The sequence below is a fragment of the Oceanipulchritudo coccoides genome (assembly GCF_010500615.1).
Taxonomy (GTDB): domain Bacteria; phylum Verrucomicrobiota; class Verrucomicrobiia; order Opitutales; family Oceanipulchritudinaceae; genus Oceanipulchritudo; species Oceanipulchritudo coccoides.
Genome location: NZ_JAAGNX010000001.1, coordinates 645,046 through 671,588 on the forward strand (window position 1 = coordinate 645,046; position 26,543 = coordinate 671,588).

At 55.0% G+C, this 26,543-nt stretch carries 22 protein-coding genes; 16 read left to right on the plus strand and 6 right to left on the minus strand.

Going from position 1 to position 26,543, the window contains the following annotated elements; genetic code table 11:
• Nucleotides 1–5 precede the first annotated feature (5 nt).
• Genes G0Q06_RS02545 through G0Q06_RS02560 form a run of 4 tightly spaced genes read left to right on the plus strand, consistent with a single transcriptional unit; the run spans nucleotide 6 to nucleotide 5,248 of the window.
• Nucleotides 6–1,358, plus strand: a complete 1,353-nt coding sequence (locus tag G0Q06_RS02545; RefSeq protein ID WP_163962158.1) for a response regulator — start codon at nucleotides 6–8, stop codon at nucleotides 1,356–1,358.
• 9 nt (nucleotides 1,359–1,367) lie between these two features.
• Nucleotides 1,368–1,958 (plus strand): GspE/PulE family protein, encoded by a 591-nt coding sequence (locus tag G0Q06_RS02550; protein WP_163962160.1) that lies wholly within the window; start codon nucleotides 1,368–1,370, stop codon nucleotides 1,956–1,958.
• A gap of 3 nt (nucleotides 1,959–1,961) precedes the next feature.
• On the plus strand, nucleotides 1,962–3,773 hold the full coding sequence (locus G0Q06_RS02555; protein ID WP_163962162.1) for a GspE/PulE family protein: 1,812 nt from the start codon (nucleotides 1,962–1,964) through the stop codon (nucleotides 3,771–3,773).
• Nucleotides 3,774–3,814: 41 nt separating this feature from the next.
• A complete protein-coding gene (locus G0Q06_RS02560) occupies nucleotides 3,815–5,248 on the plus strand; it encodes a UDP-N-acetylmuramoyl-L-alanyl-D-glutamate--2,6-diaminopimelate ligase (protein WP_238710218.1) in 1,434 nt (477 codons plus the stop codon).
• A 4-nt stretch (nucleotides 5,249–5,252) separates the two neighbouring features.
• Here the strand turns inward: G0Q06_RS02560 and G0Q06_RS02565 are convergent, their stop codons facing one another.
• Nucleotides 5,253–5,996: a hypothetical protein gene (locus G0Q06_RS02565; protein ID WP_163962164.1), complete on the minus strand. Its 744-nt coding sequence runs from the start codon at nucleotides 5,994–5,996 to the stop codon at nucleotides 5,253–5,255.
• 183 nt (nucleotides 5,997–6,179) lie between these two features.
• On the opposite strand from G0Q06_RS02565, the gene gltB reads away from it, so the two are divergent.
• Together gltB and G0Q06_RS02575 are read left to right on the plus strand one after the other, a co-directional pair.
• Nucleotides 6,180–10,850, plus strand: coding sequence for a glutamate synthase large subunit (gene gltB, locus G0Q06_RS02570; RefSeq protein ID WP_163962166.1), 4,671 nt, complete (start codon nucleotides 6,180–6,182; stop codon nucleotides 10,848–10,850).
• Between the two features lie 25 nt (nucleotides 10,851–10,875).
• Nucleotides 10,876–12,366 carry a glutamate synthase subunit beta gene (locus G0Q06_RS02575; RefSeq protein WP_163962167.1) on the plus strand — a complete coding sequence of 497 codons (1,491 nt, stop codon included), beginning with the start codon at nucleotides 10,876–10,878 and terminating at the stop codon, nucleotides 12,364–12,366.
• A 13-nt stretch (nucleotides 12,367–12,379) separates the two neighbouring features.
• Here G0Q06_RS02575 and G0Q06_RS02580 read toward each other — a convergent pair whose 3' ends face one another.
• From G0Q06_RS02580 to G0Q06_RS02595, 4 genes are all read right to left on the minus strand, one after another.
• Nucleotides 12,380–14,848: a DEAD/DEAH box helicase gene (locus tag G0Q06_RS02580; RefSeq protein ID WP_163962169.1), complete on the minus strand. Its 2,469-nt coding sequence runs from the start codon at nucleotides 14,846–14,848 to the stop codon at nucleotides 12,380–12,382.
• Between the two features lies 1 nt (nucleotide 14,849).
• Nucleotides 14,850–15,644 carry an ABC transporter ATP-binding protein gene (locus tag G0Q06_RS02585; RefSeq protein ID WP_163962171.1) on the minus strand — a complete coding sequence of 265 codons (795 nt, stop codon included), beginning with the start codon at nucleotides 15,642–15,644 and terminating at the stop codon, nucleotides 14,850–14,852.
• Nucleotides 15,645–15,765: 121 nt separating this feature from the next.
• A complete protein-coding gene (locus G0Q06_RS02590) occupies nucleotides 15,766–16,245 on the minus strand; it encodes a Dps family protein (RefSeq protein ID WP_163962173.1) in 480 nt (159 codons plus the stop codon).
• A gap of 52 nt (nucleotides 16,246–16,297) precedes the next feature.
• Nucleotides 16,298–17,287 (minus strand): KpsF/GutQ family sugar-phosphate isomerase, encoded by a 990-nt coding sequence (locus G0Q06_RS02595; RefSeq protein WP_163962175.1) that lies wholly within the window; start codon nucleotides 17,285–17,287, stop codon nucleotides 16,298–16,300.
• A 91-nt stretch (nucleotides 17,288–17,378) separates the two neighbouring features.
• On the opposite strand from G0Q06_RS02595, the gene G0Q06_RS14425 reads away from it, so the two are divergent.
• The 7 genes from G0Q06_RS14425 to tsf all read left to right on the plus strand — a co-directional run bounded on the left by G0Q06_RS14425 (nucleotide 17,379) and on the right by tsf (nucleotide 23,429).
• Entirely contained in the window at nucleotides 17,379–18,152 is a 774-nt protein-coding gene (locus G0Q06_RS14425; RefSeq protein ID WP_338045102.1) for a LysM peptidoglycan-binding domain-containing protein, read from the plus strand.
• Nucleotides 18,152–19,312, plus strand: coding sequence for a cysteine desulfurase family protein (locus G0Q06_RS02605; RefSeq protein WP_163962177.1), 1,161 nt, complete (start codon nucleotides 18,152–18,154; stop codon nucleotides 19,310–19,312). The genes G0Q06_RS14425 and G0Q06_RS02605 overlap by 1 nt, the downstream gene beginning before the upstream one ends.
• Before the next feature lie 4 nt (nucleotides 19,313–19,316).
• Nucleotides 19,317–20,411 carry a DNA replication/repair protein RecF gene (gene recF / locus G0Q06_RS02610; protein ID WP_163962179.1) on the plus strand — a complete coding sequence of 365 codons (1,095 nt, stop codon included), beginning with the start codon at nucleotides 19,317–19,319 and terminating at the stop codon, nucleotides 20,409–20,411.
• Nucleotides 20,408–21,163, plus strand: a complete 756-nt coding sequence (locus G0Q06_RS02615) for a sulfite exporter TauE/SafE family protein (protein ID WP_163962181.1) — start codon at nucleotides 20,408–20,410, stop codon at nucleotides 21,161–21,163. The genes recF and G0Q06_RS02615 overlap by 4 nt, the downstream gene beginning before the upstream one ends.
• 5 nt (nucleotides 21,164–21,168) lie before the next feature.
• The gene (gene ruvC / locus G0Q06_RS02620) at nucleotides 21,169–21,768 is read left to right on the plus strand and encodes a crossover junction endodeoxyribonuclease RuvC (RefSeq protein ID WP_163962183.1); all 600 of its coding nucleotides are present in this window, start codon (nucleotides 21,169–21,171) and stop codon (nucleotides 21,766–21,768) included.
• Between the two features lie 206 nt (nucleotides 21,769–21,974).
• Entirely contained in the window at nucleotides 21,975–22,814 is an 840-nt protein-coding gene (rpsB, locus tag G0Q06_RS02625; protein WP_163962185.1) for a 30S ribosomal protein S2, read from the plus strand.
• A gap of 12 nt (nucleotides 22,815–22,826) precedes the next feature.
• The gene (gene tsf, locus G0Q06_RS02630; RefSeq protein ID WP_338045111.1) at nucleotides 22,827–23,429 is read left to right on the plus strand and encodes a translation elongation factor Ts; all 603 of its coding nucleotides are present in this window, start codon (nucleotides 22,827–22,829) and stop codon (nucleotides 23,427–23,429) included.
• A 65-nt stretch (nucleotides 23,430–23,494) separates the two neighbouring features.
• Here the strand turns inward: tsf and G0Q06_RS02635 are convergent, their stop codons facing one another.
• Nucleotides 23,495–24,121, minus strand: a complete 627-nt coding sequence (locus G0Q06_RS02635) for a CPBP family intramembrane glutamic endopeptidase (protein WP_163962189.1) — start codon at nucleotides 24,119–24,121, stop codon at nucleotides 23,495–23,497.
• Between the two features lie 108 nt (nucleotides 24,122–24,229).
• Between G0Q06_RS02635 and G0Q06_RS02640 the strand changes: the two genes are divergently transcribed.
• The 3 genes from G0Q06_RS02640 (at nucleotide 24,230) to G0Q06_RS02650 (ending at nucleotide 26,535) form a co-directional block, all read left to right on the plus strand.
• Entirely contained in the window at nucleotides 24,230–25,255 is a 1,026-nt protein-coding gene (locus G0Q06_RS02640; RefSeq protein ID WP_163962191.1) for a polyprenyl synthetase family protein, read from the plus strand.
• 64 nt (nucleotides 25,256–25,319) lie between these two features.
• Nucleotides 25,320–25,955, plus strand: coding sequence for a sigma-70 family RNA polymerase sigma factor (locus tag G0Q06_RS02645; protein WP_163962193.1), 636 nt, complete (start codon nucleotides 25,320–25,322; stop codon nucleotides 25,953–25,955).
• Between the two features lie 10 nt (nucleotides 25,956–25,965).
• Nucleotides 25,966–26,535 (plus strand): hypothetical protein, encoded by a 570-nt coding sequence (locus tag G0Q06_RS02650; protein ID WP_163962195.1) that lies wholly within the window; start codon nucleotides 25,966–25,968, stop codon nucleotides 26,533–26,535.
• Nucleotides 26,536–26,543: the final 8 nt, after the last annotated feature.

A 26,543-nucleotide genomic window follows, 5' to 3' on the forward strand; every position in this document is an offset into this window, starting at 1 on the left:
TTCCCATGGCTAAACCGATTTTAATTATAGACGACGAAGAAAAATTTGCCGAGATGCTGAAGGAGCTTCTCCGGCTGAATGGGTTTGAGGCGGAGTTTTCCCTCAATCCCGAGGAAGCTGTCCAGCGCATGCGTCAGGAGGACTTCGATCTTGTCATTACTGACTACAAGATGCCCCAAATGGACGGCGCCGAATTCCTGGTAGAGGCCCGGAAAATCAATCCTGATTTGCCCGTTATCATGATTTCCGGCCTGATGAACATGCCGGAGCTCATCAAAGTGGCCAATATCGGGGTAACACTGGTCCTGGAAAAACCCTTCAAGACGGAAGAACTCCTTGAACATGTTTCCCGTTTTGTCGGGATCAGCGCGGAGGATGCCTCAACTGTCGAAGCAATGGACATGGAGGCCTCCGAAATCGATTTCAACGAAGGCAGTATATCCGTCTCCTATCCCTCGCCGGCAAAGTATCTTTCGGATTCCAGCCGGGAAAACAAGCGCTTCCTGGAAACCTTCTGGAACAACGCGAGCACCAGCCGCCATTTGCCGTTTTTTGCCCAGCGAGGGGCTGAAATCCGCCTTGTCGCGAAGGAGGTCATGTATTGGACCGAGCAGGATCCGGAGGAAGAGGTAGTCCGTATTGATCTTGTCGATACAAAGACCGACTTCACGCGGAGCTGGGTACTTGAGAACGAGCCATTTCCCGGAGTTCTCGTGGTGGACATAAGGGATTGTGAATGGGACGGGGAAGCCGTTCAAATCCTCTCTGACTGGATTTCCTTTGTCGAGTCGTCGGGAAAAAACCTGTCCAGCTCAAGGCTCCTGTACGTCCTCCCCATCGGGGCCAATTTTGACCCGGATTCGCTCATCGTCCCGAAGGACGTCAAGAACCTTCTGGCCACGGAATGTCCGGTCATGCTGTCATTAAGGGAGCGGGTTCCTGATACCGCTTTCTACATCAAGCGATATTTTTCAGATGAGGAACGGGGCCTTGCCGGATTGGAGAACCTGACCCGACTCCTTCATTACCCTTGGCCGGGGGGATACGCCGAGTTGCTCCCGTTTCTTGGCAAGTTGAGAAGTCTTATCGAATCGGAAGGGCAACTTTCCGTTGATTCGTTCAATGCCGTCATTGAAGAAGGGTTGGAGGATCCTTCCCAGTTGAAAGGCCCAAGCGACCTTGAGGCATACCTGAAGCGACGTCAGCGCGAATACCTTACTTTGCATCGCCAACCGGGAGAGGATCTCAAAGACACCCTGTTGCGGTTGGGCATTGGGGATAGCCCAGTCGATCCGGATGCAATCCTTGCTGACGAAGCCTTGATTTATCCGGAAATTGTCAATCAATCAGCCGAATAGGAAAACACCATGGAGCGAGAAACCAGTAGCCTTCTCATAAAATCAAACCGAGTTCTGGGGACTCGTCTTGTGGAGGCAGGCCTGACAACCCTTGAGGACATGGACGCGGCCAATGAGCAATTCATCAGCCTGGCCCGTGAAAAGGATATCAAGCGAGCCAGCCTGCTGCGCATCCTGATATTCGACAAGCAGACGCTGAAGGAGGAGAGCCTTCTGGATTACCAGATTGAGCATCACCCTGTGGGCGCAGTCATGTTGGAGAATTACAATATCGATGAGGTTCTGCTCCTGCAACAACCTCTTGAATTCATGCGGGCTTCGTGGACCATGCCAATCGATTTTGTCAATGACCGTTGGTTTGTCGCGTCAGCGTATTACCTCAGTGACACAGTGAGGAAGTTCTGGGAGGAACGGTTAAATGGGCGGATTTCCTGGTATGTGAGCACGTTGAATCAATTTGAAACAACCTTTAACGAACTTGAAGCAAAGCAAGCTCCTGAGCCCGAACCCGAGCCCGAGCCCGAACCTGAATCCGTAATCGATGAGGGAGGCGGCCCTGCCTTGATGGTTGAGGATAAACCCAGTTTGTTGGAGGAATAATAAATGGCGATTCCCAGAGTATTGCGGTCGGTCTTGCGTGAGCTGGTCCTTGACAAGAAATTAGACAAGGATGCCGTCCAGGAGATCACCTCCGAAAACGAGGACCTTTCCGGTGACGAGTTGGAGACCATTCTTCACGAGAAATACGAAGTACCTGCATTCAGCATTCTCCTTGCGCAGGCTTCTGCATTTTCCATCCCCCCCTTCAACGCGAAAAATTTCACGGTCAACGAGCGCACATTTGAGCGCCTTGACAAGGATTTCTGCCGCGAGAACAAGGTTTTGCCCATCGGCACATTCGGGACAAATCTTGTCGTTGTCATTGCGGACCCGTTCAACACGGAGCTCCTCGAGACAATGCAGAACCAGCAACGTTGCTCGGTTTATCCGATGCTCGGTCTGGAGGAGGAAATTCTCCAGTTCCTGCAGAAGGAAAATGAGGTCCAGCGCCCTGAAGGATTCGGGGATGTCATGGAGTCCCTCAATATCGATTTTGACGAGGTCAATGAGGATGGTGACATCAGTGAGGAGGATCTCGAAAATGAGAATTCCCCGATTGTCCAGCTGGCCAGCCGGATCATTGAGGATGCGTATTTTTCCGGAGGTTCTGATATTCACGTCGAGCCGTTCGAGAACGAAGCCCGGATCCGTGTTCGCGTGGACGGGGTTTGCCAGGACAAATTGCGCATACCGGCCAAGGCGGCGATCTCCCTGATGGCCCGCTTGAAGATCATGGCCAATCTGGATATTGCCGAGAAGCGCCTTCCCCAAGACGGGCGAATTATCTACAAGCAGTTCAACCGGAAGGGCATTGATGTCGACCTGCGTGTGGCCACAGCGCCACTTAACCATGGCGAAGGGGCTGTCATGCGATTGCTTGACAAGCAGAAGTCCACTTTGCCGCTGACTGCTCTTGGCTTCAGCGAGGACAATCTGTCCATGTACAAGGACTTGATCACCAGGCCCTATGGGATGGTCCTGCACTGCGGGCCGACCGGTTCCGGTAAATCGATGACACTGTACAGTGCGCTGAACGAGATCAATGATCCCGGCAAGTGTATCCGGACTGCCGAGGATCCCATTGAATATACCCTGAATGGACTTTTGCAGATGCAGATGCACCGGCAGATCGGGTTGACCTTTGCCAAGGCGCTTCGGGCTTTCCTGCGACAGGATCCGGACATCATTCTAGTCGGGGAAATCCGTGACCAGGAAACGGCTCAGATCGCGGTCGAGGCTGCGTTGACCGGGCACATGCTTTTCAGCACGCTTCATACGAATGATGCACCAAGCACAATCAGCCGATTAACGGAGATGAAGATTGAGCCATTCATGATTTCAGCATCCCTGGTCTGCGTTTGTGCCCAGCGGCTTCTGCGCCGGGTGTGCAAGACATGTGGCATTGTCTCGGAGGCAGAGAACCGGGAACGGGATATCCTGGAAAGAGCCATCGACTGGTCGGGAGATATCCCCCATCACAAGGAAGGCGGCTGTCCGGCATGTGGAGGAATTGGATACAAGGGACGGGTGGGTATTCATGAACTCATGCCGACGAGCAACGAATTGATAAAAGGCATCAATGCCGGCATGGATGTGGCAAAATTGAAGCGGATTGCCGTCCGCAATCGCATGAGAACGCTCCACCAGGATAGTATGCTCAAAGTCCAGGATGGGACCACGACCATCGAGGAAGCGATTGCCAATGTCCCGCCGGACATGGAGGACCTGAGGGCGATCAAGGAGGCCCCAACCCTTGAGCAGGCATTGATGGATTTGACGAAGGGGCCCTTGATGGGGGTTGACCAATCAGACTAAAGGACGTCATTGAAGCGGTTCAGCCGGCCAATGTCCTCGGATTGATCGATACGGAAATCCGGGGTGTGGCCTGCCATCCAGACGAGGTACAGGGACCCGGCTATCTCTTTGTCTGCATGGACGAGTACCTTGAGTACAATCGTTGGTTTACCTGGAGAGCATTTCTGGAAAAGCTCCCCTCCATGGAGCTGGCAGGAGTGGTTTCTCCCAGTCCGGTTGAAGGATTGAGCGTTCCCCAGTTGATCACCCCCTTTCCGCGTAAAGCATTGGGACAGGCCGCACGCCTTTTCCTGGGCAATCCCGATGAGGGCGTGCAATTTCTTGGAGTGACCGGGACCAATGGCAAAACCACAACAACCCGTCTGTTGGCTCACCTGAACAACAAGCTGGGCATTCCCTGTGGCAGCATCGGGACGCTTGGAATTGCCCTGGGAGACAGCCTCAATGCGGCGGGAACCTACACAACTCCACTTTCCCCCGAGCTCTACCGCCATCTCCTCACTTTTCGCGAATCCGGGGCCCGGGCTGTTTCGATGGAAGTTTCATCCCATGCGCTTACCCTCGATCGAGTGGAAGGACTTCTCTTCGACGGAGCTGTCCTCACAAATGTGGAACGGGACCATCTGGATTTCCACGGGACCCAGGAGGCTTATGCCATGGCCAAGCAGGGCCTCTTTAACCTGCTCAAACCGGGTGGGGTATCCGTGCTTAATCGCGCCTCCGCGTTCTATAATCAATTTGCCGAGGCCGCGGGTGGCAGGGTGGTGAGTTTTGGAATGGAAAATAGCGGGGCGGATTATGAAGTTCGCAACCTGATCCTGACTCCCCAAAGGTCGCGTTTCAGCATGGCAGTAGGCAATGAAACCTGTCCCTTTGAAAGCCACCTTGTGGGAGATTTTCAGGTTGAAAATGTGGCTGCTGCGGTGGCCCTCATGCACGCCATGGGGCATTCCCTTGAGGCTCTTGCAGATGCCTTGAAGGACTTCCCGCCCGTGTGCGGTCGCATGGAACAGATTTTTCTTCCAAACGGGTGTACCGCGATTGTCGATTACGCCCATAATCCAGACGGATTGCAGCATGTATTGAAAGCTTGCCGGCCTTTTTGTGAGCGTAAGCTTCATGTGGCCTTCGGGTGTGGTGGAGATCGTGACCGCGGCAAACGGTCGATCATGGGTAGTATCGCGGCTGAGCTGGCGGATGTTTGCTGGGTCACTTCGGACAATCCCCGCACGGAGGATCCGGAAGCGATTATCAATGATATTATGGAGGGAGTACAGTCCTCCTTAAGTTTGGCCTCCGGCAGCCCTGAAGTCCATCAGGTGCCTGACCGGGAAGAAGCGCTACGCACAGCCTACAACCATACAAAAGAGGGCGATTTGTTGGTTGTCGCAGGCAAGGGACATGAGGATTACCAGATCATTGGGCTGACAAAGCATCCCTTTTCAGACCAGGCGATTCTACGGTCCTTCAGTTAGGGAATTAGCAAGGCTGATCCTGGGACTGTTCATCCGCTTCCTGATAGCGCATGAGCTTGCCCTTGTCAGATGACCACTCGTTCCCGTCCCAGAACTCAATTCCCTGGATGCCCCGTGATTTATAGAGACTTTTCTGTCCATAGGCGGTTCCAAGGTAGGCGCACGGAAGTTGTTTCCCGGAGGCCCAATTGAGAAAATCGACGAGATAACCTTGGCCGGGGGGATCGTTCTTTCCAGCGTCGTTGGCGTAAAAGATGTACCAGTAATGAGCCCCCCAATCCTCAAGGACTATCAAAGCGAATGCCCGAAGCCCGGTCCCGTCCTCCCATGTCAGGATATCTCTCAGAAAGGGTTTTCGCAGGATGTATTCGAGCCGGTTCTCTGATAAATAGGGCTTTCCGAAGCGCTGCTCCATCCAGAGCCCGGCCTTTTGCACGGCATGATCGCCGTATTGAGCAAGGAATTGGTCCTTGGGAACATGTTTCCGCACCAGATGGCAGGCCTGCCATTCGCGGTGGTCGTAGCGTCGATTCTTCTCGACCTTGAATTCGCCCAGGTCGACCCGGAGGCTGCGGGCCATGTAAAACAGGTGCCTCGGATCGCTCAAGTCAGCAGAATAGGGGAGAAAGCCGCCCTCGTAGGCTTCCTTCAGATTTTGACCGGTAGTGGACTCCAGCCACTCGCAATAGCCAAACTGGTAGCGGTTGTAGAGGACTGGACCCTCGGACTTGAATCGGCGCGTTGACATGCTTTTTGTAACCTAGGTGGCTGGCTTCAACGGATCAATTGAAAGTTCTCTTTTTAAATTCATTGAATTTTGGTTCTTGAATACCTCGAAAGCTTCCTAAATATCCCCGCAACGGATAGGGATTTGCCCCCAGCATCTTCTTGTCCGGAACAATTTCCGTGAACATCAAACATAACTTTGCATATGCCAGATAAGAAGAAGACTCCAATCGGATGGCCAGAAGCCCAAGGGCTTTGGGAACCTTCCCGCGAGAAGGATTCCTGCGGTGTGGGATTTATTGCCCACCTGAAGGGGAAGCGCTCCCATGCCATTATCCAGAAAACCCTCACGATGAATACCCAGATGATTCACCGCGGGGCCAGCGGGTCGGATCCTGACACGGGCGACGGAGCAGGTATCTTTATCCAGACACCGGACAAGTTTCTCCGCAAGGTCATGCTCGACAAGGGCGTTGATCTGCCGCCTGAGGGCCAATATGGGGCCGGTCTGGTCTTCATGTCGCCCAACCAGAGTGAACGCGAAGCTTGCATGCAGTTATTCGAACATGTCATCCGCGAGGAGGGACAGAAGTTCCTCGGATGGCGCACGGTTCCGGTGAAGAGTGAAATCCTCGGCAAGACTTCCGGCCAGTATGAACCTGTTATCAAGCAGGTGTTCATCGAGCGTGCCTCGGACCTCACCGATATCATGGATTTTGAGCGCAAACTGTATGTCATCCGCAAGCGGATGGTCAACGCGGTCCGCTTCAATGAGGTGCCTTCCCAGTTCTACGATGTTCACCGTACAGCCAAGAACACGTTCCCAGGTGGAGAATATTTCTATGTGACCGGCCTTTCCGCCCGCACGATGATCTACAAGGGAATGCTCACCCCCTGCCAGTTGGCGGAATACTTCCCGGATTTCCACGATCCGGATTTCGAATCTGCGCTGGCCTTGATGCACACGCGTTTCTCGACGAACACCTTCCCGAGCTGGCCGCGTGCGCACCCGAACCGGTTCATCGCCCACAATGGCGAGATCAATACCGTGATGGGAAATGAGAATTTCATGAAGGCGCGGGAGTCCCTGTGCCAGTCGGATACCTTCGGTTCCGATATTGAGAAGATTTCCCCGGTCATCAATGAGGATGGTTCGGACTCAGCCCGTTTCGACAATGTCCTCGAATTCCTGCATCTGGGAGGATACGACCTGACCCATGCCGTCATGATGATGATTCCCGAGCCTTGGGAACGTCACGAATCCATGAACGCCCAGAAGCGGGCCTTTTATGAGTTCCATGCCTGCATGATGGAACCGTGGGACGGTCCTGCCTCGATCACATTCTCCGACGGCTACCAGATCGGCGCCGTTCTTGACCGTAATGGCCTGCGCCCAAGCCGCTATTACGTGACTGAGGATGACTTGGTCATCATGGCTTCCGAGGTTGGTGTTGTCCCCGATCTTGATCCCCTGACGGTCATCGAAAAAGGCCGCCTCAAGCCCGGCCGGATGTTCCTCGTCGATATGAACGAGGGTCGTATCATTCCGGATGAAGAGGTGAAAGAGCGCATCTATTCTGCTCAACCTTATGAAAAGTGGCTTCAGGATCGTCGCCTCGCATCGAAGGATCTTCCGGATCCAAAGAACTTGCCCGAGGGACCCATAAGCCAGCTCAAGGAACGTCAGATTGCCTTTGGTTACACTTACGAGGACTTGCGCTTCCTGCTCGGCCCAACGGCGGAGAAAGGTGTCCAGCCGATTGCCTCGATGGGCAATGATACGCCATTGGCGGTTTTATCGAATAAATCGAAGCACCTTTACCAGTACTTCAAGCAGATCTTCGCACAGGTCACAAATCCCGCCCTGGACTGTATCCGGGAGGAACTTGTGACAGGAACGGAGACCTTCATCGGCTCCGAGGGCAATCTCCTCGACCCAAATCCGGAAAGTTGCCGGATGATCCGCTTGGACAGTCCGCTGATTGATAATCGCCAGCTGGCCCAGTTTCGTGAAATCGAGATAGACGGGTTCAAGTCCGCCACATTGGATGCACTCTTTCCAGTCTCTGATACTGAAAAGGGATTGCAAAATGCCCTGGACGACCTCTTTGCCGCTGCCGACAAGGCAATCGCTGACGGAGTGAATATTCTGATCATTTCCGACAAGGCTTTGAGTGCCGACAAGGCGGCCATTCCGACACTTCTCGCCATGGGCGGCCTGCACCATCATCTTGTCCGTGCCGGAACGCGGACACGCGTCTCCATTGTCCTTGAGACAGGCGAGGCCCGCGAAGTGCATCATTTTGCGGTGCTCATCGGCTATGGGGCGGATGCCATCAATCCGTACATGGCCTTTGAGACGCTTCAGGAAATGATCACCGAACAGATGCTTGGAATGGATCTGCAGACGGCGGTCTACAATTACCTGAAGGGCTCCATCAAGGGCGTTGTGAAGACGATGGCCAAGATGGGGATTTCGACGGTGGCTTCCTATCGCGGGGCCCAGATCTTTGAAGCAATTGGCTTGAGCACCCGCGTGGTGAACAAGTACTTCACCGGGACCGCAGGTCGTGTCGAAGGTGTTGGGCTCAAGCAGATCGCGGAGGAGAGCCTCCTGCGACACAACAAGGCCTTTGCCGAGCGCCGGATTTCCGACGAAGAGGCGGCCCTTGAGCCCGGCGGCATGTACCAGTGGCGTCGCAACGGGGAATATCACCTCTTCAACCCCAAGACGATCCACCTGCTCCAGAAGGCGGTCCGTACCGGGGACTACGGGGCTTACAAGGAGTATTCCGCCATGGTCAACGACCACAGCGAAAGTTTTTGTACCCTTCGTGGCTTGATGCGCTTCAAGCACAAGCGCAAGGCACTCGATATCGACGAAGTCGAGCCAATCGAGGCGATCATGAAGCGCTTCAAGACGGGCGCCATGTCTTACGGTTCCATTTCAAAGGAGGCGCACGAGACGCTAGCCATCGCCATGAACCGCGTTGGGGGCAAGTCCAACACGGGTGAGGGAGGGGAAGATCCAGAGCGGTTTACTCCAATGCCCAATGGCGACAGCAAGCGCTCAGCCATCAAGCAGGTGGCATCGGGCCGTTTCGGAGTGACGAGCGAATACCTTGTCAACTCGGACGAGATCCAGATTAAGATTTCCCAAGGCGCCAAGCCCGGCGAGGGCGGTGAATTGCCCGGTTCCAAGGTCTATCCGTGGGTGGCCAAGGTCCGGCATTCAACTCCTGGAGTGGGACTGGTTTCTCCTCCCCCGCACCACGACATCTACTCAATCGAGGATCTGGCGGAATTGATCCATGACCTGAAGAACGCCAATCGCCATGCCCGCGTCAACGTGAAGCTGGTCGCGGAAGTCGGGGTCGGGACAATTGCCGCCGGGGTCGCAAAGGGTCACGCCGATGTGATTCTTATCTCCGGACACGATGGAGGAACCGGCGCGTCGCCGTCTTCCTCGATCTACAACGCAGGGGCTCCATGGGAACTTGGACTGGCCGAAACAAACCAGATCCTTCTCCTGAACGACTTGCGCAGCCGTGTGGTTCTGGAAACAGACGGACAATTGAAGACCGGTCGGGACGTTGCCATCGCAACGCTCCTTGGTGCCGAGGAATACGGATTTGCAACCGCACCGCTGGTCACGATGGGCTGCCTGATGATGCGTGTCTGCCAGAAGAACACCTGCCCGGTTGGTGTGGCCACACAGGATCCGCGCCTCCGGAAGAACTTCACAGGTGAACCCGAGCACGTGGTCAATTTCATGCGCTTCATCGCCATGGAAATGCGTGAGATCATGGCCGAGCTGGGCTTCCGGACGATTAACGAAATGGTGGGCCACGTTGAGGAGCTCGACACGATCGAGGCGATCAACCATTGGAAGGCCAGTGGGGTCGACCTGACCAGTATTTTCCACAAGCCGGACGTTGGAGACGAAGTTGGAACTTATTGCCAGAAGCTGCAGGACCATGGCCTCGAGGAATCCCTCGATGTCACGCACCTGCTCAAGCTGTGCAAGCCTGCGATCGAGCGAGGGGAGCCTGTCAAGGTGGAGTTGCCCATCGTCAATGTGAACCGCGTGGTGGGAACCATCACCGGGAGTGAACTGACACGCCGGCATGGCGGGAAGGGCCTTCCCGAGGACACGGTACAACTGAAGTTCACAGGAAGTGCGGGCCAGTCCTTCGGGGCTTTCACGCCTCCGGGAATGAGTTTCGAGCTGGAAGGCGATGCCAACGATTATTTTGGCAAAGGCCTTTCCGGAGCCAAGTTGGTGGTCTATCCTCCCCGTGGTTCCAAGTTCAAGGCGCATGAGCAGACCCTTATCGGGAATGTGGCCTTTTACGGAGCGACCCTGGGCAATGCCTTTATCAACGGAATCGCCGGCGAACGTTTCTGCGTCCGCAATTCCGGGGTGCGAACTGTTGTCGAGGGCGTTGGAGACCACGGCTGTGAATACATGACCGGTGGAGAGGTGATTGTCCTTGGTTTGACCGGGCGCAACTTTGCTGCCGGGATGTCGGGTGGAGTCGCGTATATTCTGGATTTGGATGGAAAATTCCAGACGCGCCTCAATGCTGACATGGTCAATGTTTACCGCCTTATCGAATGCGATGAGGAGGAAATGGAGAATGTGCGCCAGCGCGTTGCCGAACATGTCAAGTACACCGGGTCTGAACGGGGTCAGGAAGTGCTTGATAACTGGGATGAAATGTTGCCCAAATTCGTCAAGGTCCTGCCGCGCGACTACGAGCGCATGCTGAATGCCTTCAAGAAGGTTGAAGAGCAGGGCTTGACCGGCGACGAGGCGGCAATGGCTGCCTTCGAGGATAACCAGAAAGACCTGGCTCGTGTAGCTGGAAACTAATTACAATTGCGAAAGACTGAATATTATGGGTAAAGCAACCGGATTTCTTGAAGTTGATAGAAAGACCATCGGTGAGATGGATCCTAAGGAGCGGATCAAGGGCTGGAACGAGTTCAAGGTTCATCCCAAGGAGGAGCACCTGAAGAACCAGGGTTCCCGCTGTATGGACTGCGGGACACCGTTCTGCCACACGGGCCACATGGTCTCCGGCATGGCAAGCGGGTGCCCTATCAACAATCTTATCCCGGAGTTCAACGACCTGGTCTACCGTGGTCGCTGGAAGGAAGCCTTGGAACGTCTGCACAAGACGAATAACTTCCCCGAGTTCACAGGGCGTGTATGTCCTGCTCCCTGCGAAGGTTCCTGTGTGCTGGGCGTAATTGAGCCGCCGGTGACGATCAAGAACATCGAATGCTCAATCATCGACCGCGGATGGGATGAAGGCTGGGTGAAGCCTCAGCCACCGACTGAGCGGACCGGCAAGAAAGTTGCCGTGATCGGTTCCGGTCCGGCCGGGCTTTCCTGTGCTGACCAGTTGAACCAGGCCGGGCATCTCGTCACTGTTTACGAGCGGGCTGACCGCATTGGCGGTCTCCTGATGTACGGGATTCCAAACATGAAGCTGGATAAAGGCAAAGTCGTCCAGCGTCGTGTTGACCTGATGGAGGCTGAGGGGATCAAGTTTGTCACCGGATGCGAAATTGGAAAAGATACGACGGCTAGCGAGCTCAAGGACGAGTTTGATGCAGTCGTCTTTTGCACGGGTGCGACCAAACCGCGTGACCTGCCAATTCCGGGCCGTGAGTTGAACGGGGTACACTTCGCGATGGATTTCCTGACGACCAACACGCGTCATGTACTGGATACGGAATTCGACGGATCTCTCCCTGAGCTCAATGCCAAGGGCAAGGATGTCGTGGTCATCGGCGGTGGTGACACCGGAACGGACTGCGTTGGCACTTCGATCCGGCAGGGTTGCAAGAGCGTGACCCAGCTGGAAATCCTTCCTCGCCCTCCTGCCAGTCGCGAAGAGGGCAACCCGTGGCCGGAATGGCCCAAGATCTACCGTATGGATTACGGGCAGGAAGAGGCGGCCGCCTTGCAGGGTGAAGATCCCCGCCAATATCTCGTCATGACCGAACGCTTTCTTGATGATGGAAATGGAAACCTGACCGGTTTGGAAATCATTGAGATCGAGTGGGGCAAGGATGAGCAGGGCCGCTTTGTTCCGAACAAGAAGGAAGATACCCGTCGGACGATTCCGGCACAGTTGGTGACTTTGGCGATGGGCTTTCTGGGCCCGGACCAGGAGGTTGTCGAAGAGCTTTCCCTCGAAACGGATCCACGCTCCAATATCAAGGCCGAGCATGAGAAGTACACGACCAACGTTGAAGGTGTCTTTGCTGCCGGTGACTGCCGTCGTGGGCAAAGCCTCGTCGTCTGGGCGATTAATGAGGGTCGCGGTGCCGCGCGCGAAGTGGATCGTTACCTCATGGGTGTGACCCAGCTTCCTTGAGACATCCGGTTTCCTAGTCCTGAAGAGGACTGTGCTCGAAAGTGAGAAAGCTCTTGTGGCGCTGTTGTTGTTTTGACGTCAGCCCGGGGAGTGATTCAAGCGTGGCTTCCTTCGGGAAATTCTTGACTGTGCTTTTTGCGAGTGCACGCAAATCGAGCCATCGGTCCCAATTCAGTTTTGGACAATGGGCGATGTGCCGAAGGATACTTTTCCACTCAAGGCGCGCTCGCTCGATATCCCCGGTACGCAATTCCATGTCGCCCTTGTTGAGAGCATGTAAAGCGCCCGGCTGAAATAGGACTTCCGAGGCACCCTCACCATAAGTGGTCGGCAAACCCCGGATCAGGTACCCGGTGTGTGAGACCAGACCGTAGGCCGCACGGCAGGCGGCTCCCAGCCTTCCAGAACCTGCCTCGTGGAAGCTGAAGCGATGTCCTGCGCGAAGGTTGGCAAGGTCGTACATGAGATCCTCAAGGGCGTAGGAGCGGTCCTCGAGGGCGGCGGCGATAGCTAACCCCTCGCCATAATTGAAAAAGCTGAAGAGTATGCCGCGTTGTGTCGGCGCACCGTATTTGTCAATCAGCCCGAGACTGAACCAAATATCCGCGGCGGTGCGGGTTTTGCCTGAAGAACCGGTTCCCTCATCTCCGGGCAGGGTCAAATCCGTCTCGTGGCTGACCAACCTCTCTGGCGGACTGATCAGGGGGCGGTTTGCTGAGTCGACCTGCGCGTGAGTGATTGCCTTCCTGTAGTGAAGGCGTGCATACAACATGCCCTTGCTCTCGCGCCAGTCGACGAAGGTGCCGCCCATGGTGATCGCAGGAAGGAGGGGAATGATCTGCTTCTCAATCCGGTCGAGGGTCCAGCGCATGCGTCGCCAATGATGCTTCCGGCCCTTTGAATTGGGTTGCTCCCGGATGGCCCGAAGTATCCAACGATTCAGGACAAGTTCTCCCTCCGTGTCAGAGGTGCCAAAACGGGCGATGGGGACCTGTCGGCCATATTCCGGGGGCTTTTGGGAATTCAACCGGCAAAGCGTGCCCAAGGGTAAGCTGGTGAGCATTTCCGGAACCGAAAGGGCAGGGCGCCATTCGTCCTTGAACCAATAAAGGGCAATTCCAAGCTCGGCTCTTCGCGGTGCTCTTTTGCGCTCCCAGTCATTGTCCGGAGTCTGAAACTCGGTCACTGTCTGGGTCACAATATTTTGCTGGACCGGCGAAGCACTTGGCCCGCCTGCATGGAAGTCAGCCAGTCCCAGGGGAATGCGTTGGACGCTGAAAAGGCGTCGCGTCAACTGATGCGCGGCTTCCATCGGGTTCTGGTTCTTTTCGATGGCGGTCTGCATCAGGCCAGTGATGCTGGGCCAGTCAATCTGGTTGGAACGCTTCAAACGAAGGGGACGGGCTTCCTGCAACCTCGGTTTGCCGGGCGCAACCGCGATATAACCGACCTTATCCATCCCCCTGCGCCCCGCCCGCCCAAACATCTGCAAAAGTTCATCGGGCCGTACTTCATGAACCCGGTCACCGGACCGGTATTCCCTGTCGGTGACGAGGACGGAACGCATGGAAAAATTAATGCCGGCCGCCAGTCCCATTGTGGCCACCACCACCCGCAGTTGCCCGGCTTTGGCAAGTGGTTCAATCAAGCCGGCACGCTGGGCATAATCCAATCCGCTGTGATGAAAAGCCACCCGTGCCCGAAGGAGGCCCTTCAGGCCGTCCCCAGCGAGGCGCTCCTGCTCAGGGGTCAGGACGATCGGATCTTCCTCGGGAAGCATGCGGGCAATCTCAAAGGCGAGATCCTCGGCTGCCTTTCTCCTTGGAGCGAAGGCAAGCAGGGGGGCCATGCCCGCTTTCAGCACCTTGGCAATCGCCCTTGGCCAGAGTCCGCGAACGCTGGTTGGGATTCGGTTTGGGAGCCCTTCAATCTGGATTTCCTCGAGCGGTACGGGTCGTTTGGAATGTTGAACCAGCTCAACCTTACGCCCCAGCCGTATCAACCAATCCGCTACATTTTTCGGGTTTCCGACAGAACCGCTCAGTAGGAGCAGTTGCGTTTTCGCCGGTGCGCTTGCGATTGAAAGCTCGTAATTGAGACCCCTTTGTTCATCTCCAAGCATCTGGTATTCATCAACCACGAGCAGGTCGGGTCCTTCTCCACGCACGAGGCGTCCCTTTTGTGTTTCCAAAGTCGCTACAACAACCCGGGCATCAGGATTCTCATTCCTGTCGCCGGTAGTGATCCCGACATCCCAGCCACGCCGCTTCCACTCGAGACGCTTGTCGTTGGCCAGGGCCCGGGTCGGGACCGTGTAGACGGCTTTCCCCTGAAATCCGGTTTCCATCAGGAGCTCGAAAATGTAGGTCTTGCCCGCGCCTGTCGGCGAAGCCACGATGACATCCTTGCCACCCTGCAATGCGCGGATGGCCTTTTGCTGCCAGAGGTCGGGGATCTTTAACTGGGTTTCCAGACTGTCCATCTTACCAGGTCGGGCACGCGTCGATGAGCATCCGGGTGTACGGATGCTCGGGGTTTTTGAATAATTGACCGGTTTCCTTCCATTCAACACGGCGCCCGTTTTGAAGCACGAGGACGCGGTCGGCGATCTGTTGCACAACAGCAAGGTCATGCGAGATGAAGAGGAGGGTCAGCCCATGGGATGACTTCAAACTTTCGAGCAACTCCAACAGCCTTGCCTGAATGGTGACATCAAGGGCGCTCACAGGTTCATCGCAAACAAGCAGTTCCGGTTCCACAGCGAGTGCGCGGGCAATGAGGATTCGTTGACGCTGGCCACCACTGAACTCTGAGGGGAAACGGTCCTTGCTGGAGACAGGGAGCTGCACCGCTTGCAGTAGCTCATCGACACGCTTGGCACGGTCGAGCTTTGGAAAATGCAGCCGGAGAGGCTCTTCGATTAATTGGGAAACCTTGAGGCGCGGGTTGAGGGCCTTTAACGGGTCCTGGAAAATCATCTGGATTTTCTTTCGGTAAGGCTGGAATTCAACGGGGCTTAGATTCCCCACTTCTTTACCATCGAAGCGGATGGACCCACCCCTGAGCGGGATGAGTTTGACGAGTGCTTTGGCAATGGTGCTCTTGCCCGATCCGCTTTCACCGACAAGGGCGACCGTCTCGCCTTTACGAACTTCAAAATCAACCCGATTGACAACAGGCTTCCAGCCCGAAGGAGTGGAATAACCCAGTTGTATTTCCTGGCATTCCAAAAGAGGACGCACTTCGCCGTCTTTAACCTCCGGTATATTCTCAAACATCTGTTATAAAGGGGAATCCCTGAACGGATTTCCCGCAAGCCCGTAAAAGAAAAATGGCGGGTCACTGGAACCCGCCATTGGAAATTTGAATGTGTCCGCCAGTAGACGGATCGTTTATAAATCAGCCCTTCAGGTAAGCCTTCAGCATCCAGACCGTCTTCTGGTGTACCTCGATGCGAGCTATCATCATGTCCTCGGTTTCCTTGTCATTTGCCTCAGCGGCTGTGTCCCTTGCCGCGACAGCGTCCTTGATCAGTTTTGCGTGAAGCCCTGCCAGATGCTTCACCATCGTCGCGGAGGACGTTTTTTCCGGAATTTCCTTCATTGCTGCGAGCTTGGCGAGGTTGGCAAGGCCACCGGGCGCATATGCATCCAAGGCACGAATTCGCTCGGCTAGTTCATCAACTGCGGTGAAGAGCTCCGTGTACTGATTTTCGAATGCCGTGTGCAGGGCGAAGAAGGTGGGTCCTTCAACATTCCAGTGACAGATATGGGTCTGCCCCATCAAGGCATAACTATCGGCAAGAACTTGTCGTAATGCGGCGACGACCTTGGAGCCGTCTCGTGTGGTTTTCTTTGTTGTTTTTTTAATCTTGGCCATGCTCCCAAGATAACCCGATCAGCCGTAATTGTAAAGTCGCGTACCAGGAAGATCAAACAATGCGCAGCTTTGGCATGTCCTGCCCATCGATCAGACCGAGGGGTTTTCCTGCTTCATCAACGACAACAAGGTCATCGATGGATACTGCTTCAAAAATGCGGAGGGCAGTGCCTGCGAGGGAACCCGAAGGGATGGTTTTGGGATTGCGCGTCATGTGCTCCGAAACAGGCTTCAAGAGGATATCCTTATCGTCCAGTGCGGCACGACGGAAATCCCCGTCGCTGAAGACCCCCGTGAGGGCACCTGATTGTGCATCGACCAGGGCGATTGAACCACACCGTGCCTTGGTGATACAGAGGATTGCCTCTTGAACGGTGATCGTGTCCGGCGCACTGGCAAAGCGATCTCCGGTCCGCATGATCTCGTCGACTTTAAGAAGCAGTGCCTTGCCGAGGCTGCCGGCTGGATGATACCGGGCAAAATCCTCCTTGGAAAAGCCGCGAATTTCCAGGTAGACCATGGCGAGGGCATCCCCGATAGCGAGCGCTGCGGTGGTACTGGCGGTCGGGGCAAGGTTGAGGGGACATGCTTCCTGATCGTAATGGTAGAGTAACAGATGGTCTGAAAATTTCGAAAGCGAGGAATCGGCGATTGCCGTGACGGCGATGGTGGTCAGGCCCAATCGTTTCAACGAAGGGAGCAAACGGAGCAGGTCTTCTGTTTCCCCGCTGTTGCTGAAGAGGACGCAGAGGTCGCCTTTCTGGCAGAGACCGAGATCCCCGTGAAGGGCCTGGTTGGGATCGAGGAAAGTCGTCGGGACGCCTGTGGAGTTAAAGGTACCTGCCAGTTTGAGGCAGATCGGCACATTTTTTCCCACCCCGGTAAAGACCAGTTTTTTGCCATCAAGAATGGTTTTCTCGATCAAATGGACAGACTGGACAAAAGACTCGTCCAGTTTATTGCTGGTTGCCTCAATGGCCGCCTGTTCAAGCCGCAGGCAATTCTGCGCGCTGGAGAGTATATTTTCAGAAGAAAGTGTCATTGGATAAAATTAAAGATTGGGTTTGAACAGGGTTCCTCTGTAAAACCCTATATCTGGATAACATATGGAGACTGGGAGAAAAGTTAAAAGCGTGAAGCGCCTGATTTGTTCGATTCTTGCCGTGATGGTGCTGGCGGTTGGCATGATTGGCTGCAGCGGTACGGACACGGTGACAAAGGAGACGGATGAGCGTGCCTACCGTCGGGGGAAGAGCCTTCTCCGCGAAGGCCGTAATGAAGAGGCCCTGCAGGCCTTTTTATCGGTTGTGAGCACACGGGCGGATGCCGGCGAGTCGCATTTGGAGGCCGGATTGATTTATCTAAACCATATCAAGGATCCGTTGGCCGCCATTTATCATTTCCGTGGCTATCTGGCGGCAAGCCCGGAGGGTGAATACGCGGACTTTGTCAAGGAGCTGATTCTCACGGCGCAGAAGGATTTTGCCAAAACGCTTCCGGGAAATCCCTTTGGGGAGACTGTTGAGCGAGTCAACCTCATGGAAACGGTGAAGACCTTGCAGGCGGAAAACCAGGGATTGAAGGAGCAGATCCTGCAATTCCAGCGGGACATGACCGAACAGGAAAGCGAGATTCTCCGGTACCGTGAGGCTTTGAATCAACAACAGCAGGCTGGTGGTGAGGGTAGGCAAGTGGCCCCCATTGTCATTGCCCCGGCACAGCCACAGGATTCCACTGCGGATTCCACACCGACCACCTACACTGTCCAGGCCGGCGACACACTGAGTCGGATCAGCTCAAGGGTTTACGGTGAATCCGGACGATGGATGGATATTTTTCAAGCAAACCGCGACCAGCTTCCAAGTCCCAATGCCTTGAAACCGGGACAAGTCCTGAGGATTCCCTGATGCCCTATTTTGACTGGAACGCCACCGCGCCCCTTCATCCCCTCGCCCGAGAGGCATGGTTGGAGGCGTCTGAAACCGCATGGGCAAACCCCTCCACCGCTTATCGCAGTGGCGTGCGCGCCCGGTCCCGGTTGGATGAAGCCCGCGAGGAGATGGCACAAATGCTGGGCTTCCGGCCCGAGCAGGTTGTTTTTACCTCAGGGGCTACCGAGGCAAACAATGCCGTAATTCGTGAAATTGCCCGCGTGTCTCCAGAGAAGGAAATTTGGATTTCCTCGGTGGAACACCCTTCGATCCGGGAGGCGGCGCTCGGCCTCGCCGGCCAGAGCCGGGCCCGCCGCATTCCTGTTGATGCAAATGGCCAAGTTGATCTGGATTGGTTTGAAGATCAGCTCCAGATTTCCGCTCCAGGGTTGGTTTCGGTAATGGCGGCCAACAACGAAACAGGGGTCATCCAGCCCTGGCCACAAATCCGCGGTTTGTGCCGGGAGGCGGGTATTCCCTTTCACTGCGATGCCGTCCAGTGGATCGGGAAATATGCCGCACCGATGGGGCAGGGCTGCGCCGCAATTAGTTTAAGCGGGCACAAGTTTGGCGGGCCCAAGGGAATCGGTTGCCTGATCCTCGGGGAAGAGTGGACGGGTTTAAAAGTTCAGACCGGAGGTGCCCAAGAGATGGGTTCACGTGCGGGAACGGAAAATATACCATCCATCCTTGGCATGGTGGCCGCTCTGAAAGCACGGTTGAATTCCCCTTTGCCAGCGGAGCAACTGAATGCGCGCGACACCTTCGAAGCCGCTCTGGAAGCTGAATGGGGTGGGGAATTCTGCATTCATGGAAAGAAGGCCGACCGTCTTTGGAACACCTCCTTTATCAGCCTGCCCAGCCATCGGGCCAATCGCTGGATTGCCCAGTTGGACCGGTTTGACATGGAGATTTCATCAGGATCAGCCTGCTCTTCCAGTAAATCGGGGCCCTCGTCGATTCTTGAGGTGATGGGCGTCGAGGAGGAAGCTGCGGCCCGCACGGTCCGGATCAGTAGTGGCTGGGAAACAAGCTGTGCAGATTGGAATGAGCTTCTGGAAGCGATCAAGCAAGTGCGACTGGTTCTTGATTCTGAGCCCGCATCCAGCGGTCCGGGGACCGTTATCGAGATTTGAAGCAATGCGGTTCAGGGAAGTCAGAGTCCGGGATTTCAGGAATTTCCCGCATTTGGAAGTCGGCTTTCCGGACGGGGCTCAATTCATCTGTGGGGCCAATGGACAGGGCAAAACCAATCTTTTGGAGGCCCTCGGCCTGGTGACCAGTCTGCGCTCGTTCCGGACTACGGAAATTCCCGCGCTAATACGTTGGGAGGCCCGGCCACGGGAAACGACCCTTGTCTATGAGATGCACCATGACCAGATGGGCGAGACGACTCTTGAGCTGGTCTTAAAGCCCGGCTCCAAGCAGGTCCTGATGGACGGGGAACCCGTGCGACGAATGGGCGATATCCTTGGAAGGTTCCCAACAATTACTTTTTCCTCCCACGACATCCAGATTCTGCGTGGGGCCCCGTCGCTCCGGCGCCGCCTGATGGACATGATGTTTGTCGTCATGGATCCCGGATATTTCGACCACCTGACCCGCTATTTCAAGAGCCTGAAGTCGCGCAATGCCTTGTTGAAGCAACGTGCCCCGGCTTCCCAGCGAGCCCCGTTCGAGGAACTGGTAATCCGTTCCGGATGGGAGCTCTACCGGCAGCGTGGCCAACTGCTGAACGAGTTTCGTCCGCATTTTCAGACAGCCTATGCGGGGATTAGCGGAGTCGAGGAACAACCCGATTTGTTCTATGAGGCTTCGCTTGAAGCATCCTGTGAGGAGGGCTACAAGGAGCAGTTCTTTTCCATCCTGCAACGGGATGTGGATACGGGGACGAGCAACCGTGGTCCGCACCGGGATGATTTGAAAATAACCCTTCAAGGACACACCGCCAAGGAGTTTGCCAGCGAAGGCCAGCAGCGCGGGTTGGTGCTTGCCCTGCGCATGGGGCTGGTGGACTGGTATCGCAAACGCGGTGGAACAAGACCCGTGATTCTGGCTGATGATATTGTCGGGGAGCTGGATGCCACCCGACGCAAGGGTTTCTGGAGAATGCTCGGTTCTGAAAGCCAGCTTATCGCCACGGGGACGCATTTTCCTCGCGAGGATGAATTTCATAGCTGGACACATTGGAAGATGGACGATGCGCGGGTGTATCGGGAAGAAAGGGATGCATGAGCCTGAGTCCACTTGATTGGATGCTGATCTGCACAGGCGCTCTTTTGGTGGGGCTCGGAAAGGGCGGACTGGTCGGTGTTGGTAATCTCACAGTGATATTGTTTGCCATGGTTTTTCCCGCCAAGGCCTCTGTCGGGCTTTTGCTTCCCGTTCTCATTGCCGCGGATATTGTGGCCATCACCGTCTATCGGCGGCATGCCCACTGGGGCTATTTATGGCGCCTGCTTCCCTGGATGGGGATTGGAATCCTGATCGGTTATTTCCTGTTTGGCGTCCTCAGCGACTTGGTCGTCAAGCGCTTCATCGGAGGGATTGTCCTTGCGATGACGCTGATCCAGATTGCCCGCCTTCTGGCAAAACGGTTTGGCAAAGCGGATTTTGCAGAAAACCTCCCACACTCCCTTGGATTTCGCTCGATCCTCGGTGTGCTCGGTGGATTTGCGACCATGGTGGCCAATGCGGCTGGCCCGGTCGGGCAGTTGTACTTCATCAGTGTCGGCCTCCCCAAGATGGTATTTATCGGTACAGCAGCGTGGTGTTTCTTCATCGTCAACGTGGTCAAAGTGCCCTTGCAGGCGCATCTTGGCATCATAAACATGGACTCGCTCCAGATCAGCCTCACCCTTGCCCCGGTGGCAATGCTCGGCGCCTGGGTGGCTCCCCGAGTGGTCCAGTTCATCCCACAGCAGCTCTTTACCTTTGCCGTCTGGTTTTTCATTGTCCTTGCTGGTGGCAAGTTGATGTTTTTCTGATCGATATGCCAAAGCAATCTGCCAGAGCCCAGTGGGCCGCCCAAATCAAAGCCGGGACCGTCGGAAAGCAGAAGATGGCCCCTGAGGTTCGTTCCGCGGTCATGACACCGTTCAAGGGAATCATCCTTGGAATCGATCCGAGTCTGCGCGGGACGGGCCTGGCCGTCGTCCGTTTCACACCTCCAGACACAGGGTCTTACATCGCCAGCGAAACTGTCTCTCCCCTGCGAAAGGCAAGCTTTCCCGATTGTCTCGGTGAAATTGCCAATGCGGTGGCCCGACTCATCAAGGAACATTCCCCGGTTGCCGTCGCCGTTGAGGAAACGATTTACGTGCAGAATTTCCAGACTGCGCAGAAGCTTGGAGCGGCAAGGGGCGCGGCGATTGGCCAAGCCGCCCTGCTGGGCATTCCGGTTTTCGAGTATCCACCCCTGCGGATCAAACAGGCGGTTGTCGGCTATGGCCGGGCCAGCAAGGAACAGGTGACCCGGCAGGTTTCCGGGCTCCTCAAACTTGACCGGATCCTTCCCTTTGATGAGGCCGATGCCGCTGCCGCCGCCCTGTGCCACGCTTTCACGAAGGGCCGGTCGGGCGGGGGGACGTGAAACCGCGGGTTAAACCCGCGCGCTACGGATTTCATACCAATCGCGGAATAGGCTTGCACTGGCTTCTCAGGACGCTTTGTTCCTTCTCTTTCCGTTCAATTGTCAGCACGAAGCTGGCAACGGATTAATTCCAAAAGCTAATGAAAGCTGGCGGTGCGGCCAGCCAGTTTGTTCCGAGAGATCGGGATGCCGCACAAAATCAGATTATGAATATTACGATTAAGGATCTCCTTGATGCCGGTGTCCATTTTGGCCACCAGCTTCGCCGTTTTAACCCGAAGTCGAAAAAGTTCGTTTTTGCCAATCGTCACGGCATCAGCGTCATCGATCTTGAAAAGACCTTCGCCCGCCTTGAAGAGGCCGCGAAATTTGTCGAGGAAACCGTCGCGAGCGGGAAAGATATTCTCCTCGTCGGGACCAAGCGCCAGTCGCGCGATCTGCTCAAGGAAGCAGCTATTGCGACCAATATGCCGTACGCCACTTCCCGCTGGCTTGGTGGAACCATGACGAATTTTGTCACGGTTCGTCGCTCCATCGAAAAGTACAAGCAGTACATGCAGTGGGACGGAGACGGAACGCTGGAAAAGATGCACAACAAGGAAAGTGCTGCCATCCGTCGTGAAATGTCCCGGATGAACCGCAACTTTGAAGGGATCGTCGATCTCGAAAAAATGCCTGGTGCCCTCTTTGTGGTGGATACCCGGACAGAAGACATTGCCGTTGCAGAGGCCAATCGCCTGAAGATTCCGGTGGTTGCTTTGGTCGACACCAACAGCGATCCGTCAAAACTCGCTTACCCGATCCCCGGCAATGACGATTCGATCAAGGCGATTCGGATCATCGTGGAAGTCATCATGGACGCGATCCAGGCAGGTCTTGCCCGTCGTGCCCAGCCCGATGCGATCCCAACCCGTACGGTCAAGCCGGCGATTGCCGCTCCTGCGGTGGAGGACCAAGTGCCTGTCACAGCAGTCCGTTCCGATGATGAGGAATCAGATGTTGTGCCGGAATCCTTCAGCACGGACGACGAATCCAAAGAAAGTTAATTTTTAAAAGAGATCACCAAAGCAATGAGTGAAATTACAGCAAAAATGGTAGGAGAGCTTCGCGCCAAGACAGGTGCCGGTCTGATGGACTGCAAAAAGGCTCTCAAGGAAACCAACGGAAACGAAGACGAAGCAATTGATCTCCTTCGGAAGAAGGGGATCGCCAGTGCCGCCAAGAAGGCCGACCGCGATGCCTCCGATGGTCTCGTCGACTGCTACATCCACATGGGTGGCAAGATCGGTGTGATGGTTGAGGTTAATTGTGAAACGGACTTCGTTGCCAAGACCGACGATTTCAAAGCCCTTGTCCGCGATATTGCGATGCACATCGCTGCCGCGAGCCCGACTTGCGTGAACCGGGAGGACGTTCCTGCCGAGGTCATCGAGAAGGAGAAGGAAATTGCCGCTGGTCAGGTTCAGGGCAAGCCCGAGAACATTGTCGAGAAGATCGTCAGCGGTAAGCTGGAAAAGGTCTACCAGGAGATTGTCCTGCTTGAGCAACCTTTCGTGAAGAATCCGGATGTCACCATTCAGGACCTTCTCAAGGCGCAGATTACAAAGATGGGTGAAAACATCGTCGTGAACCGCTTCGCGCGTTTCCAGATCGGTGCTTAAATCCAGTCTGATCGAGATTTTTAATCAAGCGGTCCCGGTTCACTCCGGGGCCGTTTTTTTTTTAGTCAATAGAGGCCGTGCACGTGGCCTTGCAGAAGTTTGACGGCGAACACGCCCATATTGCTGGCAATATGCGCCACAAAGCAGGGCAGGAGCGAATGGTGGGGATTCCATTTGCTGAAGCGCATCCAGTAGAACCAGAGCGAATTCAGAAAGAGCAGAAGCAGCGACCAGCCTGACTTCGGATCGATGACAAAGCTGAGGTCACGCCAGGTGCCTTCTTCCGGGATTTCGGTGTAATATTGGTAGTGAGCCAGCGCAAAAAGCAGGGAAAACCCGACGATGCTCAGGATGAGAATGTTCCGTCCTTTATTCTGAATAACAAAATAGCCCCGGAAAAGAACCTCCTCAAGGACGCCTGCCCCGATCATGGCCAAAAGGAAAATCACCGTAATGTCGGTCTGTTCAGAGGAGACACCCAGAGCAATTTCCCCTCCGGTCTCAAGCCCGACCAGGGCAAGGGCACCAATCGCGCCAATCCACAGGGCGGCCCCAGGCGCGCTGGTTGCACCGGGAATCCCCTTTTCATGGGGTTTACCGGCTTTCCATGCCAGCATGTCATCACGCCACAATTTGAAGAGATAAGCAGCTCCAACAAAAAGGATTAAAATGATAAGGGGAGAATCGGTCATTTCCCCTTTTAAGTGGCTGTTCTATGATTCGCGGCAAGCAAATTTCCCACAGGTTTAGGCTTGGCTGGCTTGATTTTGATGAATCCTGCTCATATCTTCCGATGTTTTATGGAACCTCCGGCATCATCTGTCCCATCGATTTCCAACTCAGACCGCTTTCAGGCGATCTTGGGACCGCTGCAACCCGCCTTTGACGAGCTGGAAGCATTTCTTTCGGGGCAGGTCATGTCTTTTGAGCCGGAAGTCCAACCGCTCGTTGAATATTGTTTTGGACATAGCGGGAAGAAGCTTCGGCCGATTCTTGTGTTCTCAACAGCCATGGATTCAGCGGATGAATTTCCCCGGGAATCCGTTATCAAGGCGGCGGCAATTGTCGAGCTGGTCCATTTGGCTACGCTGGTCCACGACGACATCCTGGACGAGGCGGACATTCGCCACCGGACAGAAACTGTCGTTTCCCGTTATGGGGCACACATTGCGGTTCTCCTCGGGGATGCCCTTTTTTCCCATGCTTTGCACCTCGCCGCTACATTTCCAGACGTGGAAGTCTGCCGTGCCGTGTCCATGGCGACTCGGCAGGTCTGTTCGGGGGAGATCGCGCAAACCTTTTCCCGCGGTGGAGAGGCACCGAGCCTCTCAGCTTATTACCGGATGATCGACTTGAAGACCGCTGAGCTTTTCGCCGTTTCGGCTTACCTTGGGAGTTTTCTTTCGGGGCTTCCGGAAACCACCAGTGAGTCCGCAAGCCAATTTGCCCGGCATTTGGGCATTGCCTACCAGATCTACGACGACGCGGCAGATATCTTTGGGCGGGAATCCCAGGCGGGGAAGACACTTGGGACCGATCTCGCCACCGGCAAACTCACTCTGCCGGTTCTGGTCTGGCTGGAATCGTTGCCGGAAGATGAACGGTCATCTGCATTGAAATCCCTGCAGGAAAGCGCAGCAAAAGGGGCTGACCAGGCTTCGCTTCTCGGGGAAGGCGTGCTGGAGATGGTCGAGGCAGCCTTCCGCGAGCAGCTGAATCTCGCTAAAACGATGGCTGGAAAGATCCCGGGCGAGTATCGGAAAGGGGTTTTGCTCAACCTGATCGATTTTGTTGAGTCCGCTTGGAATAAATTCTCCATCCGGTGATTCCTATTTCCAGTGCTCCAGATAATCCTTGAATCCATATCAAACCCAACTAGATTGCTAATAGATGTCTTTGTCCAAGTCAGTTGACGGTTCGCTCCCAGTGGAAGCGGATTCTGCACCTGAGTCTGCAGCCAATGCCGACCAGCTATTGGTCAGCCGGGTTCAGGAAGGTGATGTGGCGGCCTTTGACGTGCTGGTGCGTAAATACCGCGAACGGCTCTACGGCATTATCTATAATTTGACTTCAAATCGCGAAGACGCGGCTGACCTGACACAGGAAGCCTTCATTAAGGCGTTCAGTTCGATCAACCGGTTCAAGGGAAAATCCGCCTTCTTTACCTGGCTTTACCGGATCGGGGTCAATACAGCTTTAAGCCATCTTAAACGAAACCGGTTCAGACGCTTTTTCAGTTTGGAGACGATCCAAGAGGAAGGCAGCCACGCCCAGGTTTTGGAAACTCTTGCCGCGAAGCACAAATCCGAGAAGGGCGCTTTGTTAAGCGAGCTTCAGGAAAAATTGAACGAAGCGATGCAAAAGTTGTCTCCTAAGCATAGGACAGTTGTGGTGCTTTTTGAAATAGAGGGCCTGAGTCATCAGGAAATTGCGGATGTTGTCGGTTGCTCAGTTGGAACCGTCCGGTCCCGCCTGCACTATGCAAAGCAGCAACTGCAAGCGGATTTAAAGCATTTCCTTGATTGATTGGAATCCCATGGGGAAAAATAAAAACAAAGATACAGTTACCGTAGAAGCGCTCTTGCGAATCAAGCGCGACGAACGTCCGTCGGAAGACTTCTGGAACGATTTTGAGAACGATTTCGAGCGTCGACGTCTCCATGCCCTCCTCGAGCGGGACACTTTGCGGCATTCATTTTGGAATCCGTCCTTGAAGGCTGCGATGTTTGGCCTCCCGGCTCTCCTGATAATTGCTGTCAGCGTTTCATGGGTGCAGAGCAACGATCGCTTTACCTTTGGGCAGGGTGTCACTGAGGAGCAAGTGGAGCCCCTGCAGGTCAATTCCCTGACGGTGAGTCAAAATGACATTAGCCCGGTTGGATTTGCGGATACAGCACTTCCATTGGAGAGCGACAAGGTTTCCAGTCAATTTGTTGTTGATGCAATTGAAACCAATTCCTCACGTCGTGTTAATTTCCAGAAGGTGCTCTACACGCCTGCTTTGCATTTGTCAGCTCCGACTGGATCATCCTATGTCCGGGACAGTTTCTCTACCCGCAATTATGGTGTGACCACAGCGGACCTGAAACTCGGTCGCAACTTCTAGTAACCCGG